Source organism: Deinococcus taeanensis, from assembly GCF_020229735.1.
In the GTDB taxonomy this organism is placed as follows: domain Bacteria; phylum Deinococcota; class Deinococci; order Deinococcales; family Deinococcaceae; genus Deinococcus; species Deinococcus taeanensis.
Map to the genome: position 1 here is coordinate 1,115,450 of NZ_CP083455.1, position 18,018 is coordinate 1,133,467.

Annotated in this window: 16 protein-coding genes; 10 read left to right on the forward strand and 6 right to left on the reverse strand. The window is 68.4% G+C overall.

Annotated features, from left to right (window positions below):
- Nucleotides 1-36: 36 nt before the first annotated feature.
- Together pckA and LAJ19_RS05450 are read right to left on the reverse strand one after the other, a co-directional pair.
- On the reverse strand, nt 37-1,629 hold the full coding sequence (gene pckA, locus LAJ19_RS05445) for a phosphoenolpyruvate carboxykinase (ATP) (protein WP_225477344.1): 1,593 nt from the start codon (nt 1,627-1,629) through the stop codon (nt 37-39).
- 339 nt (nt 1,630-1,968) lie between these two features.
- Nucleotides 1,969-3,081, reverse strand: coding sequence for an alginate biosynthesis protein AlgP (locus LAJ19_RS05450; RefSeq protein WP_225477346.1), 1,113 nt, complete (start codon nt 3,079-3,081; stop codon nt 1,969-1,971).
- Between the two features lie 184 nt (nt 3,082-3,265).
- Between LAJ19_RS05450 and LAJ19_RS05455 the strand changes: the two genes are divergently transcribed.
- Together LAJ19_RS05455 and LAJ19_RS05460 are read left to right on the forward strand one after the other, a co-directional pair.
- On the forward strand, nt 3,266-4,906 hold the full coding sequence (locus LAJ19_RS05455; protein ID WP_225477347.1) for a DNA repair protein RecN: 1,641 nt from the start codon (nt 3,266-3,268) through the stop codon (nt 4,904-4,906).
- Between the two features lie 75 nt (nt 4,907-4,981).
- Nucleotides 4,982-6,049 carry a protease complex subunit PrcB family protein gene (locus LAJ19_RS05460; RefSeq protein WP_225477349.1) on the forward strand — a complete coding sequence of 356 codons (1,068 nt, stop codon included), beginning with the start codon at nt 4,982-4,984 and terminating at the stop codon, nt 6,047-6,049.
- Nucleotides 6,050-6,184: 135 nt separating this feature from the next.
- Here the strand turns inward: LAJ19_RS05460 and LAJ19_RS05465 are convergent, their stop codons facing one another.
- Nucleotides 6,185-7,282: a BMP family lipoprotein gene (locus LAJ19_RS05465; protein WP_225477350.1), complete on the reverse strand. Its 1,098-nt coding sequence runs from the start codon at nt 7,280-7,282 to the stop codon at nt 6,185-6,187.
- Between the two features lie 227 nt (nt 7,283-7,509).
- Between LAJ19_RS05465 and ligA the strand changes: the two genes are divergently transcribed.
- From ligA to LAJ19_RS05490, 5 genes are all read left to right on the forward strand, one after another.
- Complete coding sequence (ligA, locus tag LAJ19_RS05470) at nt 7,510-9,540, forward strand: NAD-dependent DNA ligase LigA (RefSeq protein ID WP_225477352.1); 2,031 nt, start codon at nt 7,510-7,512, stop codon at nt 9,538-9,540.
- A 118-nt stretch (nt 9,541-9,658) separates the two neighbouring features.
- On the forward strand, nt 9,659-10,009 hold the full coding sequence (locus LAJ19_RS05475) for an Asp23/Gls24 family envelope stress response protein (protein ID WP_225477354.1): 351 nt from the start codon (nt 9,659-9,661) through the stop codon (nt 10,007-10,009).
- Nucleotides 10,006-10,509 carry a transcription antitermination factor NusB gene (gene nusB / locus LAJ19_RS05480; RefSeq protein WP_225477356.1) on the forward strand — a complete coding sequence of 168 codons (504 nt, stop codon included), beginning with the start codon at nt 10,006-10,008 and terminating at the stop codon, nt 10,507-10,509. The genes LAJ19_RS05475 and nusB overlap by 4 nt, the downstream gene beginning before the upstream one ends.
- Nucleotides 10,506-11,399 (forward strand): bifunctional methylenetetrahydrofolate dehydrogenase/methenyltetrahydrofolate cyclohydrolase FolD, encoded by an 894-nt coding sequence (gene folD, locus LAJ19_RS05485; RefSeq protein WP_225477358.1) that lies wholly within the window; start codon nt 10,506-10,508, stop codon nt 11,397-11,399. The genes nusB and folD overlap by 4 nt, the downstream gene beginning before the upstream one ends.
- 4 nt (nt 11,400-11,403) lie before the next feature.
- Nucleotides 11,404-11,838 carry a divergent PAP2 family protein gene (locus tag LAJ19_RS05490; RefSeq protein ID WP_225477361.1) on the forward strand — a complete coding sequence of 145 codons (435 nt, stop codon included), beginning with the start codon at nt 11,404-11,406 and terminating at the stop codon, nt 11,836-11,838.
- Between the two features lie 63 nt (nt 11,839-11,901).
- Here the strand turns inward: LAJ19_RS05490 and LAJ19_RS05495 are convergent, their stop codons facing one another.
- The 3 genes from LAJ19_RS05495 to LAJ19_RS05505 form a co-directional block, all read right to left on the reverse strand.
- Nucleotides 11,902-12,297 (reverse strand): NADH-quinone oxidoreductase subunit 15, encoded by a 396-nt coding sequence (locus tag LAJ19_RS05495; protein ID WP_225477363.1) that lies wholly within the window; start codon nt 12,295-12,297, stop codon nt 11,902-11,904.
- A 73-nt stretch (nt 12,298-12,370) separates the two neighbouring features.
- Nucleotides 12,371-14,194, reverse strand: coding sequence for an alpha-amylase family glycosyl hydrolase (locus tag LAJ19_RS05500; protein WP_225477365.1), 1,824 nt, complete (start codon nt 14,192-14,194; stop codon nt 12,371-12,373).
- A 197-nt stretch (nt 14,195-14,391) separates the two neighbouring features.
- Entirely contained in the window at nt 14,392-15,132 is a 741-nt protein-coding gene (locus LAJ19_RS05505; protein WP_225477367.1) for an MBL fold metallo-hydrolase, read from the reverse strand.
- Nucleotides 15,133-15,434: 302 nt separating this feature from the next.
- On the opposite strand from LAJ19_RS05505, the gene LAJ19_RS05510 reads away from it, so the two are divergent.
- The 3 genes from LAJ19_RS05510 to LAJ19_RS05520 are packed head-to-tail and all read left to right on the forward strand — an operon-like array spanning nt 15,435 to nt 17,687.
- Nucleotides 15,435-16,007 carry a TetR/AcrR family transcriptional regulator gene (locus LAJ19_RS05510; protein ID WP_225477369.1) on the forward strand — a complete coding sequence of 191 codons (573 nt, stop codon included), beginning with the start codon at nt 15,435-15,437 and terminating at the stop codon, nt 16,005-16,007.
- 46 nt (nt 16,008-16,053) lie between these two features.
- Nucleotides 16,054-17,289, forward strand: a complete 1,236-nt coding sequence (gene ispG / locus LAJ19_RS05515; protein WP_225477370.1) for a flavodoxin-dependent (E)-4-hydroxy-3-methylbut-2-enyl-diphosphate synthase — start codon at nt 16,054-16,056, stop codon at nt 17,287-17,289.
- The gene (locus tag LAJ19_RS05520; protein ID WP_225477371.1) at nt 17,286-17,687 is read left to right on the forward strand and encodes a DUF4259 domain-containing protein; all 402 of its coding nucleotides are present in this window, start codon (nt 17,286-17,288) and stop codon (nt 17,685-17,687) included. The genes ispG and LAJ19_RS05520 overlap by 4 nt, the downstream gene beginning before the upstream one ends.
- Nucleotides 17,688-18,018 lie beyond the last annotated feature (331 nt).

Genomic DNA, 18,018 nt, shown 5'->3' on the forward strand with positions numbered 1-18,018 from the left:
CTCAGCCCGCAGGCTGAGGACCACGGGCGGGGGCGTTCAGGCCGGCGCGTCCGGGTTGGGCATGCTGGCCGAAACGGCCGGGTCCACGCCCGCCTCAAACCGCGCGAAGTTCTCACGGAACATCCGGGCCAGTCGCCGGGCTGTGTCGTCGTAGGCGTCCTGGTCGGCCCAGGCCGCGCGGGGGTTCAGGACGCCCTCTGGGACGCCGGGCACCTGCGTGGGGATATCCAGGTTGAAGAAGGGTTCGCGTTCAAAGGGCACGTCATCCAGGGCGCCGGACAGCGCGGCGCTCAGCATCGCGCGGGTGTGGGCGATGCTCATGCGTCTGCCAGTGCCGTACTTCCCGCCGCTCCAGCCGGTGTTGACCAGCCAGACCGTCGCGCCGCTGTCCTGCACCTTCTGCGCCAGCAGCCGGGCGTACTCGCCGGGGTGACGGGGCATGAAGGGCGCGCCGAAGCAGGTGCTGAAGGTGGGGCTGGGTTCCGTGACCCCGTCTTCCGTTCCTGGGATCTTGGCCGTGAAGCCGCTGATGAACTGGTACATGGTCTGCTCGGGGCTCAGGCGGCTGATGGGCGGCAGCACGCCGTACGCGTCGGCCGTCAGGAACACGATGTGGCGCGGGTGACCGGCGATGGAGCCGGGCTGCACGTTCGTGATCTGGTCGATGGGGTAGGCGCTGCGGGTGTTCTCTGTGAGGGAGCCGTCGCTCAGGTCGGGCACGCCCTGCGCGTCCAGGACGACGTTCTCCAGCACCGTGCCGTACGTTCGCGTCGTGCCGTAGATGGCCGGCTCAGCTTCGGCATTGAGATTGATGACCTTGGCGTAGCAGCCGCCTTCGAAGTTGAAGACGCCGGTGTCCGTCCAGCCGTGCTCGTCGTCCCCGATGAGCTTGCGGGTGGGGTCGGCGCTGAGGGTGGTTTTGCCGGTGCCGCTCAGCCCGAAGAACAGCGCCACGTCCCCGTCGTCCCCCACGTTCGCGGAGCAGTGCATGGGCATGACGCCCTGCTGGGGCAGGAGGTAGTTCAGCACGCCGAAAATGCCTTTCTTGTTCTCACCGGCGTATTGGGTGCCGCCCGCGATGATCATCTTGCGGCTGAAGTTCACGATGATGAACGTGTCGCTGCGCACGCCATCCACGGCCGGATCCGCCCTGAAGGACGGGATATTGAGTACGGTCCAGTCCTCGTGGAAGTCCGCAAGTTCAGCATCGGTGGGCCGCACGAACATGTTGCGGATGAACAGCGAGTGGTAGGCCATCTCGGTAACCATGCGGCAGGCCACCCGGTAGCGGGGGTCGGTTCCGGCGAACACCTGCTGCACGAACAGTTCGCGGCCTTCGGCGTAGCGGGTCATCTTGTCCAGCAGGCGGTCGAAAACCACGGGGCTGATGGGGGTGTTGAACCCGCCCCACCACACGGTGTCGCGCGTCAGGTCATCTTCGACGATGAAGCGGTCCTTGGGGCTGCGGCCGGTTTTGTTGGTGCGGACGGTGAGCGGGCCGGTGGCGGCCTGTTCGCCTTCGCCGAGGCGAATGGCGTGGCCGTACAGGTCGGTGACGCCGGCGTTGAGGTGAATGGTGGCGTTCTGAATGCCGAGGTCGGCCAGGGGGCTGGGGGCGGTCAGGCTCATGGGTCCTCCATGGGTGGGGCGCGGCCAGGGGCACGAAACGCGAGAAAGGTGAATTGGTGTCCGAAGTGACGCCGGAATTGTCGCCTGTGAAGCGATTCCAGTCCAACCTTTGTGGTGTCACCCTTCAGGAAACAACAAGGTGCCTGTCCGCGACTGACAGACGACTTACCATGCGAGAAGATCGTCAGCACGCACACTTTTCGGGCGCTGGCCGGGACCTCCGCTCCAACGTTCAGATGCCAGCCAAGATCACAGGCCTTCTGTTCAGCGCATGAACACTTCCCAGGCAGGCAGAAAACACCGGCCCAAATCTGGGCCGGTGCCTGGACACAGAAAGCCTCAGTTGTTCTTCGGCCCGCTGGGTTTCTCGGCCGCTTTCTCTGACGGACGGGCCGCATCACCTGAGCTTTTGGCCGCTGCTGGCGAATCCGGCGCCGGCGACCCCCCCCACGTTCCACCGGTGGTGCCCGCCTGCGTCTTCCCGGCCGCGCCTGGAGCGGGCGCCGGATGCGGCTCCTCGATCCGCTCCAGCCACGCCGAACCGATCAGGTTCCGCGCGTTCCGACCAGCCGTCCGCAGCGACTGCGCCGCGTCCGGGCTCAATGACTCCACCGCATTCAGAATGCCCTGCCGCGCCGCGGGCACCCGCGCCAGCACCACGGCCCCCACACCCAGCAGCACCACCGGCGCCACTGCGCCGCCCAGCCCGGACCCGGACCGGTCATCCCGGCGCGCGAGCCGCACCTGCCGGTCAATCTGCTTGAGTTCGCGCAGCATCTGTTTTTCCAGCGGAGCAACTTTTTTCGACACGGCTTTTTCCAGCTGCCGGCCCTGCAGGGTGCGGCGGCCGGAGCGCAGTTCGCGCTCGGCCTCCCGCCGGGCCTGCCTCAGGGTCCGCTCTGCCCGGCGCCGGCGGGCCTCGTGGCCGTCGGCCGCCTCGTGCAGCGCGGAACTCACGCGGTCATGCACCGACGCCAGCAGTTCCGTTCCGGCGCCCTGAGCGTCCCCCAGGGTCGAGCCGGCAGCCGTGCGGGCCGTGCGGGCCAGCTGCGCCGCCTGCTTCGAACCAAGCGACGCGTACGTCTGCGCCTCCCCGGCCACCACCTGCGCCTTTTCCTGCGCCAGGTGTGCCACGCCCCCGGCAGCCTGAAGAACCTCGCCCAGCAGGGCGCTCACGCGCGGCACGCCTTCCTCGCGCAGGGTCGTGGCCGTGTGGGTGACCGTTTCGGTCCCGGCGTGAGCGGCCTGCTGCGCCATGTGCTGGGCCTGGGCCGCCGCTGACAGCAGCGCGGGTTTCACCGTGTCCCCCAGGGCGTCCTGCGCTCCGCTCCAGGCGCTACGGCTGGAATTGACCAGGGCACGCCGGGTGTCGGCGTTCAGGGCCACGGCCGCGAGGCCGCCCAGCATCAGCAGGCTGCGTTTGCTCACGCCGCCGGTTGTTTCGTTCGTCATGATGACTCCTTTGCGTTCCGCCTGCCCACGCGCTCTGGCGGGAGATTCCCAGGGAAACAGTGCCGCCATTGTCTGGCGAGCAGAGCCGCGCAACGTGGGGAGAATGTAACGGGAATTTCATGTTCCGCCGGCGTCCGCAGCGCGCCACGGTTCGCACCGGCAGGCAGGCGCTAGACTCGGGCACGTGACCCGCAAGGCCCCGCGTCCCACCGCCGTTTCTCCAGACCCGGTCCTGCCGCCCCTGGCGCGGCTGGAGGTCCGGAACCTCGCGACGATCCAGACGCTGGACCTGCCGTTTCAGGAGGGCCTGAGTGTCTTTACGGGCGAAACCGGCGCGGGCAAGAGCATCATCGTGGACGCGCTGGGGCTGCTGCTGGGCTCGCGCAGCAACACCGACCTGATCCGCACCGGCGAGGACGACCTGCTGGTCACCGGGCACTGGGCAGAGGAGATCGCCAGCCGCCGCGTGAGCAGCCAGGGCCGCTCCACCGCCCGGCTCGACGGCGAGGTGGTCAGCCTGCGCGAACTGCAGGAGTGGGCGCAGCGGCGGCTCACCATTCACTGGCAGCACTCCGCGGTCAGCCTGCTGACCCCCGCCAACCAGCGTGCCCTGCTCGACCGGCAGCTGCCCGCCGAGCACGCCGCCTACGCGAGCGCCTACCGCACGTGGCTCGACGCCCGCACGCGCCTGGAACGCCTGCGCGCCAGTGAACGCGAGCGGGCCCGGCAGCTTGACCTGCTGCAGTTCCAGGCGCAGGAAATCGCGCAGATCGCTCCGCAGATCGGAGAGGAGGAGCCCCTCCAGGCCGACCTGACGCGCCTGTCGAACCTCGACACCATTGCCCAGAGCGCCGCGCATGCCCTGAGCCTCCTGAGTGACGCTGACGAAAACGCCCTGGGGTTCCTGAACGAGGCCGTCCGCGCGCTGAACGCCGGCGCCCGGTACGACGAGACCACTGGGCAGCTGCAGACGGAGCTGCGGGAGGCGGTGGCCAGCGTTCAGGCCGTGGTGGGTGAACTGCGCGCCGTGGCTGAGGATCAGGCGCCCGATCCCGAGGAACTCGCGCGAGTTGAAGCGCGGCTCGGCGCTCTGGGCAAACTGCGCAGCAAGTACGGCCCCACCCTCGATGACGTCCTGACCTTCCACGCGCAGGTGGAAGATGAACTGGCCGCCCTGACCCGCGATGAACAGGACGCCGGCACCCTGGACGCCGAGGTGGCGGCCCTGCACGCTGATCTGACCCGGGTGGGCGCCGCGCTGGACGCCGCGCGCAGGAAACGCGCCGGGCCCCTGGCGCAGGACCTGCTGGACGTGATCCGGCAGCTGGGCATGCCACACGCCCGTCTGGAGTTTCAACTGAGCCCCCTGGCCGACGCCGGTCCGCACGGCCTGAGTGACGTGACCCTGCAGTTCACGGCCAACCCCGGTGAGGACCTTGCCCCGCTGGCCGACGTGGCGTCCGGCGGTGAGCTCTCACGCGTGATGCTGGCCATCAGTACCGTGCTGGGCGCAGACACCCCCGCCGTGGTGTTTGATGAGGTGGACGCCGGGATCGGCGGCAGCGCCGCGCTGGCCGTCGCTGCGCAGCTGCGCTCCCTGGCCCGCACCCGTCAGGTGCTGGTCGTCACGCACCTTGCGCAGATCGCCGCGCAGGCCGACCATCACTACAAGGTCGAGAAGAGCGTGGAAGGGGGGCGGACCGTCAGCCGCGTCCGGCGACTTGACCAGCAGGAGCGTCTGGAGGAGGTTGCGCGCATGCTCAGCGGCAACACCAGTGACGCGGCGCTGCAGCACGCCCGTGAACTCCTGCACGCCGTGTCCTGAGCTGCCTCCGGAGGTATGGGTTCCCTCAAGGTAAGCTTCAGTCCGCCGTCAGGAGCGCTTCATAAGCTGAGCAGCATGAAACGAACCTTGATGGCCGCCGCGCTTCTCGGCGTGGGCCTGCTCAGTGCCTGTTCCATGACCGGGCCCGGTAATCTCCGCGTGCACGAAGTGCTCCTGTACGGAGGAGCTCAGGAGCGCGTCGTCTGGGTGTACGGCACACTCCAGGGCAGTCAGAGCAGCGTGAAGCTGGGCGGCACCACCGCCGACGTGCGCGCCCAGGTGAACGACGCCCTGGCGGTCCCCGGTTCACTCAGCGTGAACGGCAAGGCCACCTATCGTCAGGCCACAGCCGCCCTGCCGCCCCGTTTGACCCTGACGCGCAGCGGCGCCAGCCTGTTCACCGTGAGCCCCCAACCCGGCGCGAACATTCAGGCGGTGTACTACACCGACGGCCAGAGCTGGGTGAAACTCAGCGGCACCAGCGGCGCCGTCAGCGCCACTCGCGTGGACGGCCTGCGGGGCGCGGGGCAGCTCACGGACGACGAGGCCCGGGCCCTCGGCGACGTGCTGCGGCCCCAGGGCCCGCTCGCCGTGGCCGTTCTCAGCGACACCGGACTGCCGGACGCCCCGCTCGCCGTGGAGCCCACCCCCACCGAGTACCGCCGCACCGCGCTGTACATCCAGTCCAGCGTCCCCACCGCCGCGGCACCCGCCACACCCGCCGTCCCGAGCACAGGAGCCAGCGTGACCTTCACTGAACTTGCCAGCGGCACCAACGCCTCAGCGGCCGCCTTCGGCGTGCAGGTTGCCACCACCAATGCCGCCGCCGCCGCCCTGTACGCCCAGGCCTACGGCCGCCAGACCGGCGCGCCCACCCCGCCCAGCGTCACCGGCCGGACCCTGATCGGCGTGTTCCTGGGGCAGCGCAGCACCGGCGGGTACAGTGTGCGGGTGGTCGGCGCCACCGTGACGGGCGACGCCGTGACCCTGCGCGTCCGCGTGACTGCACCCGGCGCGGGCAGCCTGACCACGCAGGCCATCACCAGCCCCTGGACCATCGTGAGTGTTCCCGGCGCCTACCGCACCGTGACCGTGGTGGATGAGGCCGGGCAGCCCCTGAGTGGCGGCGGCACCACCCGCTGAAGCGACGCGGCCCCGCACACGGCCTGAAGACCGCTCCTGAACTCAGGAGCGGTCCTTTCGTTGTCCAGGGAGCCGCTGCTGCGCGGCCACCGCATGAAAAAGCGGCCCCGCGAGGGGGCCGCCGGGCACAGAGGTTTACTTGTTGGGCACTTTGATGGCGCCGCTGATGATCTTGGCCTTCACGGCCTCGACCCGGGCCACCTGCGCGCTGCTGATCAGGGCCTTGTTGTACTGGTCGACGGCGTAGCCGACGCCCGCGTCCTTCAGACCGAAGCGGCGCTCGCCACCCTTGAACTTGTCGTTCTTGACGTCCTGGATCAGGGCGTACACGGCGTTGTCCACACGCTTGAGCATGCTGGTCAGACCGTGGTTCATGGTGGCGGGGTTCTTGTCGAAGTCGCCCAGGTAGTTCTGGTTGCTGTCCACGCCGATGAAGAACATGGGGCGGGTGTTGCCGGCGCACGCCTTGGTGTACGTGGCGCTCTTCTTGATCTTGGCGAAGTTGTTGGTGTTGAACTTCACGCCGGACGGCAGGCTGGAGCCCTTGATGCACTGCGTCTGCTTGATGTAGTCGATCACGCCGTTGCCGGAACCGCCCGCGGCGGCGAAGATGATGTCTGCACCCTTGGCGCGCATGCTGCCCGCGATTTCCTTGGCCTTACCGGGGTTGTTCCACGCTTCGGGGGTGGTGCCCACGTACTGCGCGATGACCTTGGCCTTGGGGTTGGCGGCCTTCACGCCGGCGGTGTACCCGGCTTCGAACTTGTGGATCAGGGGGATGTCCATGCCGCCCACGAAGCCCACGACGCCGGTCGAGCTGTTCATGCCGGCGAGGTAGCCCACGAGGTAGCTGCCCTGCTCTTCCTGGAAGACGAGGCTGGCGACGTTCTTCTCAGGGGAGACGTCGTCGATCAGGCCGAAGTACAGGTCAGGGTTCTCCTTGGCGACGGCGCTGATGGAGCCGTTGTTGGCGAAGCCCACGCCGATGGTCAGATCGAAGCCTTCGTTGGCGAACTGGCGGATGCCGGACACGGTCTGGCTGGGGTCGCTGGGCTCGAAGTCCTTGGACTGGATGCCCAGGTTCTTCACGGCGCGCTGGGTGCCTTCGTAGGCGCTCTGGTTGAAGCTCTTGTCGAATTTGCCGCCCGCGTCATAGGCGATGCCCACGCGGACAGTCTGGGCAGAGGCCGCAGCGGTGGTCAGGGCAAGGGCCAGGGTCAGGATCTTTTTCATGGATGATTCCTCCGGGGAATATGGTGAGCGGATTGCTTGAATAGAGTATACGGAATTTGGCCCGTGTCTAGACCCCTGTGAGGGTCACAGTCACCTGACGCGAATGAGCAAATGGGTGAGTCACTTATTGTATGAATCTTAACGCTCACACTTGAAGTTCAGCGCAAACCCAGCGCTGGAGCGTACTGTTCCTGGCTGAATAGAACCAGGATGGTACGCTGACACCCATGAGTCAGGCCGAATTCGACCGCTACCTTGCGCTGAGGGCCGAGGTGGACCGGCACAACCGCGCTTACTACGAACACGACGCCCCCACCATCCCCGACGACCAGTACGACGCCCTGGCCCGGCAGTTGCGTGAACTGGAAGTGGCCCACCCGGACTGGGCCGCCCAGGTCGGCGCGAGCAGCCCCGCGCAGACCGTCGGCGGCGCCCCCAGCAGCGCCTTCCAGCCGGTCACCCATCCGACTCCCATGACCAGCCTGGACAACGCCTTTGACGATGAGGAACTCCGGGACTGGCAGGAGAAACTGGCCCGCGCCCTGGGCCTGCCCGCCGACTCGGACGACTTCACCTTCACCGGGGAACTGAAGGTCGACGGGCTGAGCGTGAACCTCTACTACGTCGACGGGATCCTTCAGTGGGCGGCCACGCGCGGCAACGGCGTGACCGGCGAGATCGTGACCGCGCAGGTTCTCACGGTGCCCGGCATCCCGCAGCAGCTCAGCGGCCTGCGCGGCGAGCTGGAGGTGCGCGGCGAGGTGTACATGAGCCGCGCCGAATTTGCCTCGTTCAACGCGCAGGCCGAGGAACTCGGCACGGCCCTGCTGAAAAACCCACGCAATGGAGCGGCCGGCGCGCTGCGGCAGAAGGACCCGGAAGTCACGCGCAGCCGCCACCTGAAAGCCATCTTCTACGCGCTGGGCAAACGCGACGGCGTCCCGGTCGGCACCCAGTGGGACCTGCTGACCTGGCTGCGCGAGCGCGGGTTTCCCACCAGCATCCACAGCGAGGAACTGCGCGGCATGGCCGCCGCCGCCGACTACCACGCCCGCATGACCGCCGCGCGCAGCACCTTCGAGTTCGACGCGGACGGCACGGTGCTGAAACTCAATGACCTGCGCGCCCAGGAGGAAGCCGGGTTTACCAGCCGCGCGCCCCGCTGGGCGATTGCCTATAAGTTCCCGGTTGAAGAAGTCGAAACCACCCTCGAATCCATTACCGTGAACGTCGGCCGGACCGGGAAGCTCGCGCCCCTCGCGCACCTGTCGCCGCGACTGATTGAGGGCAGCACCGTCAGCAAGGCGACGCTGCACAACGAGGACTTCATCCGCGACCTTGACCTGCGCGTGGGCGACACGGTGATCGTCCGGAAGTCCGGCGGCGTCATCCCGCAGATCATGCGCGTGATTCTGGACAGGCGTCCGGCAGGCACCGAACCGTTCGTGTTCCCCACCCACTGTCCTGAATGCGGACATGAAGCCACCCGCGCCGAAGGCGACGCGAACACCTACTGCCCGAACCCCGCCTGCCCCGCTCAGGCCTTCGAACGCATCCGGTACTTCGTGTCGCGCGGCGCCATGGACGTCCGCGGAATCGGGGAGAAACTCGTGGCGCAGCTGCTGGCCGCCGGCCTCGTGCGTGACGCCGCGGACCTGTACACCCTCAGCGCCGGGCAGCTTGCCGGGCTGGAGCGCGGCGGAGAGAAGAAAGCGCAGAATATCCTCGCGCAGTTGGAGGCCAGCAAAACCCGTCCCCTGTGGCGCCTTGTGAACGCTCTGGGCATGAATCACGTCGGTGAACGCAATGCCCAGGCCCTCGCCCGGGCGTTCGGCACGCTGGACGCCCTGCTGGCCGCCACGCCCGGGCAGATTGAGAACGTGCCCGGCATGGGCGGCGTGATTGCGCAGAGTGTCACAGCCGCACTCGCCGACGCCAGCATGCGTGACCTGATCACCCGGCTGCGCGCCCACGGCCTGAACCCCCAGGAGGAACAGGTGACGCGCAGCGAGCAGCTGGCCGGCCTGAACTTCGTGATCACCGGCAGCCTTTCGCGCCCGCGCGACACCCTCAAGGGGATGCTGGAGCAGGCCGGTGGCCGCGTGACCGGCAGCGTCACGAAGAAAACCAGTTACCTCATTGCCGGGGAGGATGCGGGCAGCAAACTCGCCCGCGCGCAGGAACTCGGCGTGACGATACTCACGGAGGACGCCCTGGACGCCCTGCTCGCCGAGCGCGGCGTGACGCTGTTCGCCTGACGTTCCGCCCGGCCTCCCGCTCCTGGCCCGGCCGGCCGGGGCGGGAGGCCGAGCAGTTACACTGACGTATTGTCGCGGTTCATTCCCTGCCGGACCGCGAAGTGGAGGCAAGATCAACATGGCAACACCCGAAGTGGAAATCAGCAAGAACGTCCTGATGGACATCGCCGCCACCACCCTGGACGGCATCGAGGGCACCGAGGTGGCCGCCGCCGCCCTGAAGGTCGGCGAGGTGCTGCGCAACCAGAACCCCGGCCGCAAAGCGCGCGCGCTGCGCGTCAGCCGCGAGGGCAACGACGTGACCGTGGACGTCGGCCTGAACGTCGAATACGGCCGGAACCTCAACGCCACCGCCGAGAAGGTCCAGCAGGCCGTGTGCGAGAACATTGAACTGATGACCGGGCTGAAGGTCCGCGCAGTGAACGTCACCGTGCAGAACGTCTGCCTGCCCAAAGGAAGTGGCGCGTGACGCGCCGGCGCGAGAAGGCCGCCGCCGCCGCCCCGGTGGGAACCCGCCGCGCAGCACGGGAATTTGCGTTCCGCGTGCTGTTTGAAGCTGACCGGGGGGACCTGCCCCTGCAGAGTGTCTTCAACCGCGCCGAGGCCGCCATGCGCGCCGGCGATGACACGTCCCCGCCCCTGAGCGAGGACGCCCTGAGTTTCGCGCAGGAACTCGTGCAGGGCATCGGCCGCGCCCGGCCCGACATCGACGCCACGCTGCGCCGCACCATCCGCGGCTGGAGTTTCGACCAGATGGCCCAGACCGACCTGAACATCCTGCGTCTGGCGGTGTACGAGATGACCTCCACCACCGAACCCCACCCGCCCGTGATTGAAAGCGCGGTGCGCATCGCCCGGAAGTTCGGTGGAGATGATTCCGGCCGGTTCGTGAACGGCGTGCTGGCCGGGCTGAGCCGCAGCATGAAAAGTGCAGCTGCCCCCGCACCCGACCCGGAGACCCCGGAGTGACGACCGCCGAGCGGGCCCCCGCCCGCCCCCTGGCCGGCCCGCCCGCCGCGGCCGCCCTGCTGGGCGAAGCGGCCCGGCGGGCCCAGGCGCTCCCGACCACGCCGAACCTCGCGCTCGTGCGCGTCGGGGAGGACCCGGCCAGCGTGTCGTACGTCAAAGGCAAAGCGAAGAAGGCCGCGGAGGTGGGGCTGCGCAGCCAGGTGCACGCCCTGCCCGAGCACACCACGGCCGCCGAACTGCTCACCCTGATTCACACGTTGAATGCCAACGACGATGTGCATGGCATTCTGGTGCAGCTGCCGCTCCCGGCCCACCTGGACCCGCAACCCGCGCTGCTGGCGCTGGACCCGCGCAAGGACGTGGACGGCCTGCATCCGGTCAGCACGGGGCTGCTGTGGAGCGCCCAGCCGGGCCTGCGCCCCTGCACCCCCGCCGGCGTGATGGCGCTGCTCGCCCATTATGAGGTGCCCGTCGCCGGCAGCCGGGCTGTGATCGTGGGCCGCAGCGTCCTGGTGGGCCGCCCCATGGCGGCGCTGCTGCTGAATGCCAGCGCCACCGTGACCGTCGCGCACAGCCGCACCCCGGACCTGGGGGCCGTGACCCGCGACGCGGACCTGCTGATCGTGGCAGCCGGGCAGGCCCACCTGATCACACCTGACATGGTGAAGCCCGGCGCCACCGTGATTGACGTCGGCATCAACCGGGTGCCCACCGGGGATGGCCGGGGCCGCCTGACCGGCGACGTCCATCCGGACGTGGGGCTGGTGGCCGGCGCGCTGACGCCCGTCCCTGGCGGCGTTGGGCCCATGACGGTAGCGCAGCTGCTGATGAACACTGTTCTGGCCGCCGAACGCCAGCATGTCGAGGTTCACGGTGAACTCGTTCGCTGAGCTGATGAGCAACCGCTGGCTGTGGGTGGCGGTGCTCTCCAGCACCGGGGCGCAGGTCCTGAAGGTTCTGCTGATCCTGCTGATCGAGCGCCGCTGGCGCCCCGCGGCCTTCATGGAAACGGGCGGTATGCCCAGCAGCCACTCCGCCATGGTGGCCGCCCTGACGACTGGCGTGGGAATCACCGAGGGGCCTGGCAGTCCGCTGTTCGCCGCGAGTGCCGTGTTCGCCCTGATCGTCATGTATGACGCGACGGGCGTACGTCACTCCAGTGGACAGCAGGCGCGGCTGCTGAACGAGCTGGTGGAGGAGCTGCGCGCCGTGGTCCGCGAGGGGTTCGCGCCCCTGCCGCTGCGGGTGCTGCTGGGGCACACGTACCTGGAGGTGCTGGTCGGGACCATCATTGGCTTCGCAGCGGGGCTCATTGCGTTTTCCCCCTGACCGGCCAGAGGAAAAGTGGAGGCTCACCCCACGAATGTAGGGTGAGCCTCCGTCTGGTGAACGCTAGGCGCTGACCGGGCCGGTGCGGACGCCGCGCACGGCGCCGTCGAGCAGGACGGACAGGCGCTCACGTGTGAAGGGCCGCTTGCCTTCTAGCAGCCCCGCCTCACCGGCGTGCAGGTGCCAGTGTTTGCTGCCGCCCATCAGGCGCAGGGACACGCCCTTGAGGTCCACGTGCCGCGGGCTGACTGCCGCGATCAGCAGCGACTGCCCCTCGGCGCTGAGGGAGACGCTCATGACCGTGGTGGGCAGATCGTAGGGCCGCTCCATGCGGTAGATGTAGTCCGGGAAGTCCGCGACCTTCTCGAAGCCCAGCCCGCGCGCGTGGGCTTCCGCCTCCAGCCAGCCGAGCAGGTCCACCCACTGCGCGTATAACGCCGAGTCGTGTGCATGTGACATGTGACACAAGCATACTGCATGTCGCCGGGCGGCGGAGAAGCCACGCAGCAGGTCAAGGGTGGCCTGCTGCGCTTCAGTCCTGAACGAGGACGCAGCCTCCCGCAGCATTCAGCGTGACGTGCCCCCCCGGGAACACCTCGCCCGTCACCGCGTCGCGCCATTCGCCGTCCGGGAGGGTCAGGCTCACCTCGTGTGGCTGATCCTGGCGGCTGGCCACCACAGCGGCGCGCTCCACGCGGCCATCCTCGCAGGTGTACTCACGCAGGAACGCCACGGCGTCCTCCTCGGCGTGCACGAAGCGCAGCGCGCCACGCTGCAGCGCCCGCGTGGCGCGGCGCACGCCGATCAGGGCCTTCACGCGCCCGCGCAGGTTCAGGTCCCAGAGCGTTTCATCCCAGGGCATCGTCTCGCGGCACCACGGCATTGCGCCGTCACGCGACTGCGTGACCCCGACCTCGCTGCCGTAGTACGTGCAGGGCACCCCGGTGTAGCCCATCAGCAGCGTGAATCCCGCCAGGAACTTCATGCGGTCGTTGCCCACCCGGTACAGCGCCCGGGCAATGTCATGGGATTCCAGCACGTTGAACATGCTCAGCGCCACCTGGGGCGGCAGGGCGTGGTAGGCGTCCCAGAGGATCTCCACGAGTTCCTCGCCGCTCAGGGCGCTCGGTTCGAACGTCATGTTCGCGCGCGCCAGCCACTGCATAACCGGCAGGCCAAACCCGTGGTAGTTCATGCTGCCGTCCTCACCCTGACCGTCCAGGGCGTGCTCCGGGTCGTAGAACCGCTCCCCGAACACGTAGGCGTCACGGCGTTCCTCGCGCGCGGCGCGCTTCAGGGTGCGGTGAAGCGGCAGATTGTCCTCGTCGGTGCCGCCGGTGCCGATCATGTGGGCCACGTCCAGGCGCCAGCCGGCCGCGCCTCGCCGCAGCCAGTGCCGCACCACGCTCTCCTCGCCGCTGAAGAATTCCTGCACCGCCGACTCGTTGCGGTAATCAATCTTCGGGAGGGTGGGCACATCAAAGAACGCGTGGTAGGGGAGCTTGCCGGGTTCGTCACGCCACGTGAACATCGCGCGTTCCGGGGCGAGCTCGTCGTCCAGAGCCGCGAGGAACAGGGCGTTCTCGTTGCCCACGTGATTGAACACCCCGTCGAGCACGATTCTCACGCCGGCGTCCGTGGCCGCCTCGACCAGTTCGGTCCAGGCGGCGTCGCCTCCCAGGTGCGGGTCGATGTGCCGGTAGTCGGTAATGTCGTAGCGGTGGTTGCTGGGCGACACGAACACCGGCGTGAGCCACAGCCCCGTGATGCCCAGGTCGCTCAGGTAGGGCAGCGCCTGCGTGATGCCGTTCAGGTCCCCGCCGTAGTGACCGTGAATGTCCCCCCACGCATCGATGGGCGTTCCCCACCCGACGTGCTCCACCACGCGGTCGCCGTACACGTACTGCCCGGTCTGCACGTCGTTGGTGGGATCACCATTGCGGAAGCGGTCGGGGAAGATCTGGTAGAACACGCTCTCCCACGCCCACTCGGGGGCCACGTGCCCGGTCAGGTACGTGAACCAGGAGCGGAAGCCCCGCCGGGTGCGGTGCAGTCCCAGGCTCGTCAGGTTGAGGTGGTCGTTCGTGAAGTTCAGCTGCCACGAATACCGCACGCGGCCCTCATGGGCGGGCAGGTCCGCTTCGAACCAGCGGCCGGGCGCGTCCCCGAGCGGTTCGATTTCGCGGGCAGGGACGGATTCGACTTCGCCTACTCGCACGAATTTCAGAGTTACGTCCGTCACGGACAGTGTGGTGCGCAGCCGCACGCGGATGACGGAACCGACGGGCGCGCCCAGGCGCTCGGTGTACGCGGGGGTGTGGTCATGTTGGGTGGACAGCAGTGGAAAAAGAGTCATGGGGCCTCCAGCTGGGATACGGCAGCACGGAGGACGGGCACGACCTCAATGCGCAGGGGATGCGGAATGAGGTCGTGCCCGTCCGGGCATGCGTTGCCTTTGAACTTTAAGCTCCAGTGTGGGACAGACGCCCCGGATCGGTCAAGGGGGTGGCACCGCTTCCACGGGTGAGGGGACGCTCACGGCAGCCCGGCCCTTCAGACAGGCGGGGGGACCGTGATGCGGGCCTTGGCGCGGACCGCGCCCGCCGTACTCAGGCGGGTCAGGTGCGCGTTCAGCTTCGCCAGCCTCACCCTGAGGGGAGAGGGGCCGCGGTCCGCCTCGGCTGCCTGGACCGCCCGCTCCATGGCGGCCTGCGGGCGGGGCAGGACCGGCCCGTGCCCCAGCGCCAGGAGCCGGGCCGGCACGTCCAGCAGCGTGCGGGCGCTGCGGATGGTGCGCGCGGCGTCATGGGTGCCGAACGTCGGCAGCGGAAACAGGGGGTGCAGCACGCTGGCAACGCGCAGGCCCGGGACGTTCACGAAGGTGTCGCCTGCAAACAGCGTTCCGTCCCGGCCGTCCAGGTACGCCACATGGCCCGGCGAATGCCCGGGCGTGTCGATCACGGTCAGCGACTCCACCCGGTCCCCCGACCGCAGCAGACGCGTGGGGGGCGTGCGCACCCCGCAGGCCTTCAGAAGAGGGGCGTCCGCCTCGCCAAGCAGGAACTCCAGGCCGGGCACCAGCGCGGCCAGAGCGTCCACCGCGCCGGTGTGATCGTCGTGCGCGTGCGTCAGCACCAGGCGCCGGAGCGGACGGTGCAGCTGACGCGCGGCGCGCAGGACGCGGCGCTCCAGGCCGGGCAGGCCGGCGTCAATGAGAGTCAGGCCGTCGTCTTCCAGCACCAGGTAGGTGTTGATCAGTCCGAGCTGCGTCAGTCGCAGTGGGGGGCGGCTCACAGGGTCCCGCCCAGGTTGACGCTGAGGAGCACAGGAGCCAGGAACGCGGCGGTCAGCGGGGGAGAAGACAAGACGGCGGGGGCCAGGGCCGCGGCCGGTGAGGGTCAAGGGGCCGCCGCTCCACGCTGCAGCTTGGGCGCTCCAGATGGTCAGGGAAGCCAGCGCTGCACTTTCTGGGGCGAAGGCGCGCCCGTCCTGAAGGCTTACCGGGTCCGGATCAGAATCTTTGTGAACGGTGTTCGTTTTCATGGTGAACACCGTACACCTTCGGCCGTTCAGGGTCAAGACATACACTGTTCACCATGCCGTACCCCACCAAACTCACCCGCGAAGCCATCGAACAGGCCGCCTGGACCCTGCTCGAACAGGGCGGCCCCGACGCCCTCGCCATGCGCCCCCTCGCCGAGTGCCTCGGCGTCCGCCCCGCCAGCCTCTACCGGCACGTCACCAACCGCGAGACCCTCCTGCGCCACCTCGCCGAACACGCCGCCACGGAACTCCGCACCACCCTCACCACGGCCGCCCAGGGCCACCCCCCCCGCGCCGCCCTGAACCTCCTCGCGCACACCTACCTCCACTTCGCCCGCACCCACCCCCACGCCTACACCCTCCTCCTCACCCCCAACGCCACCCCCGAACCCGGCCTGAAAACCACCGCAGGCAAAGCCCTGTGGCGCACCCTCCTTGAACACGTCGGCGCCCTCACCGGCCACCCCGACGACACCGGACACGCCGTCGCCTACTGGACCTTCCTGCACGGCGCCGCCAGCCTCGAACGCGCCGGCCTGTACGACAGCAGCGGCCCCCAAGGCGGCCTCGACATCGGCCTCAACGCTCTCCTCGACCGCATGGAAGCCGCCCGCCAGGACCCGTAGCCACGCTTCCGGCCCGTCCCGGACCCACCCGCGTACACTGAACGGCATGAACCGTCGCCAGACCGTCAGCGTGAACGTGGGAGGCGTCATGGTGGGCAGCGCCCACCCCATCGTCGTGCAGTCCATGACGAACACCGACACCGCCAACGCCGAGGCCACCGCCATCCAGATCGCGCAACTCGCCCGCGCCGGCAGCGAAATCGTCCGCGTCACCGTCAACACCCGCGAAGCCGCCGCCGCCATCCCCGACATCATCACCCGCCTGAACGAGGTGGGCCTCAACGTTCCCATCGTCGGTGACTTCCACTACAACGGCCACATCCTCCTGCGCGAATACCCCGAAACGGCCCGTCTGCTGGCCAAATACCGCATCAACCCCGGCAACGTCGGCGCCGGACAGCACCACGACGCGAACTTCGCCACCATGATCGAGGTGGCCAGGGAATACGACAAACCCGTCCGTATCGGCGTCAACTGGGGCAGCCTCGACCAGCAGGTCCTCGCCCGCCTCATGGACGAGAACACGACCGCCGGATCACCCAAAAGCAGCACCGACGTCATGATCGACGCCATGGTGGTCTCCGCGCTCGAAAGCGCCCGCTACGCCGAACAGCTCGGCCTGCCCCACGACCGAATCCTGATCAGCGTCAAGGTCAGCAGCGCCCCCGAGCTGTGGCAGGTGTACCGCCAGCTCGCCCCCCTGTGCGACTACCCACTGCACCTCGGCCTGACCGAAGCCGGCATGGGCATGAAAGGCATTGTCGCCAGCAGCGCCGCCCTCGCCCCCCTCCTCATCGACGGTATCGGCGACACCATCCGCGTCAGCCTCACCCCCGAACCCGGCGCCAGCCGCAAACTCGAGGTTGAAGTGGCCCAGCAGATCCTCCAGAGCCTCGGCCTGCGCCAGTTTCTCCCCCAGGTCACCAGCTGCCCCGGCTGCGGCCGCACCACCAGTACCTTCTTCCAGGAACTCGCCCAGAAAATTCAGGACTACATCCGCGACACCATGCCCGACTGGAAACAACACTACCCCGGCGTGGAAGACATGCAGGTCGCCGTGATGGGCTGCATCGTCAACGGTCCCGGCGAAAGCAAACACGCCAACATTGGCATCAGCCTCCCCGGCACCGGCGAAGACCCCCGCGCCCCCGTGTACCAGGACGGCAAACTCCTCACCACCCTCAAAGGCCCCCGCATTGCTGAGGACTTCCAGGACCTCCTCAACCGCTACGTGCAGCAGCGCTACGGTCAGGCCCTCACCGCCGAGAGCGTGAACGCATGAACGCCTGGGGAACCGGACCGTTCGAGAACGAAAGTGCCGCCGCCTTCATCCAGGAAGTCCTGCAGGACGGCGCCTTCGCCCTCGCCGAAGCCTTCGACGTCGCCCTGGACCCCGACAACGACTGGCTGGGCGCAGAGGAAGGCCACCGCGCCATTGCCGCCGCTGAAATCCTCGCCGCGGTCCTCACCGGCGACACCACCGCCCTCACCGACGCCGCCCTGCGAAGCTGGGTGCAAGGCACCGATCCCGCCGAACTTGCCCCCCTGCGCGACCTTGCGACCGGAGCTGTGGACCGCGTACTCAGCCCCAGCAGTGAACTCCCGGACCTCTGGGAAGAGAGCGAGACCGCCGACACCTGGCGCGCCGATGTGGAACGCCTGCGCGTCGCGCTGGGCTGATGACCGGTTGTTGATCCCTGCCGGCAGCGCACACCATTCCGGCCTGGAGCAGTAGCCTGCACCGCCAGCCGTTAGACGCCCTGAGCACTGCATTCCCGCTACTGCCAGGCACAAGGAATTCCTTTTCCTGCGCCTAGCAGATGAGTTCTGTCGCTGGCGGCCGCAGATGACAGTGTTGTTCGATGGGCAGCGACCCAGCGGATCACTGTGAATTTCAGGAGCCACGGTTGAAAGTGCGTGCTGCGTTGCCGCAGTAATAGACCTGCATGCTCCTGGGAGCGTTCATGGGCCGCCGCACAGGGGAAGACCAACAGGCAGAAGGCCACAGCTC

Excerpts from the sequence above, each read along its gene's own strand:
- LAJ19_RS05495 (WP_225477363.1), bottom strand. The coding sequence starts at position 12,297 with ATGTCACATGCACACGACTCGGCGTTATACGCGCAGTGGGTGGACCTG.
- LAJ19_RS05465 (WP_225477350.1), bottom strand. The coding sequence starts at position 7,282 with ATGAAAAAGATCCTGACCCTGGCCCTTGCCCTGACCACCGCTGCGGCC.
- LAJ19_RS05450 (WP_225477346.1), bottom strand. The coding sequence starts at position 3,081 with ATGACGAACGAAACAACCGGCGGCGTGAGCAAACGCAGCCTGCTGATG.
- ispG (WP_225477370.1), top strand. The coding sequence starts at position 16,054 with ATGAACCGTCGCCAGACCGTCAGCGTGAACGTGGGAGGCGTCATGGTG.
- LAJ19_RS05520 (WP_225477371.1), top strand. The coding sequence starts at position 17,286 with ATGAACGCCTGGGGAACCGGACCGTTCGAGAACGAAAGTGCCGCCGCC.
- LAJ19_RS05510 (WP_225477369.1), top strand. The coding sequence starts at position 15,435 with ATGCCGTACCCCACCAAACTCACCCGCGAAGCCATCGAACAGGCCGCC.
- LAJ19_RS05500 (WP_225477365.1), bottom strand. The coding sequence starts at position 14,194 with ATGACTCTTTTTCCACTGCTGTCCACCCAACATGACCACACCCCCGCG.
- pckA (WP_225477344.1), bottom strand. The coding sequence starts at position 1,629 with ATGAGCCTGACCGCCCCCAGCCCCCTGGCCGACCTCGGCATTCAGAAC.
- ligA (WP_225477352.1), top strand. The coding sequence starts at position 7,510 with ATGAGTCAGGCCGAATTCGACCGCTACCTTGCGCTGAGGGCCGAGGTG.
- LAJ19_RS05475 (WP_225477354.1), top strand. The coding sequence starts at position 9,659 with ATGGCAACACCCGAAGTGGAAATCAGCAAGAACGTCCTGATGGACATC.
- LAJ19_RS05460 (WP_225477349.1), top strand. The coding sequence starts at position 4,982 with ATGAAACGAACCTTGATGGCCGCCGCGCTTCTCGGCGTGGGCCTGCTC.
- LAJ19_RS05490 (WP_225477361.1), top strand. The coding sequence starts at position 11,404 with ATGAGCAACCGCTGGCTGTGGGTGGCGGTGCTCTCCAGCACCGGGGCG.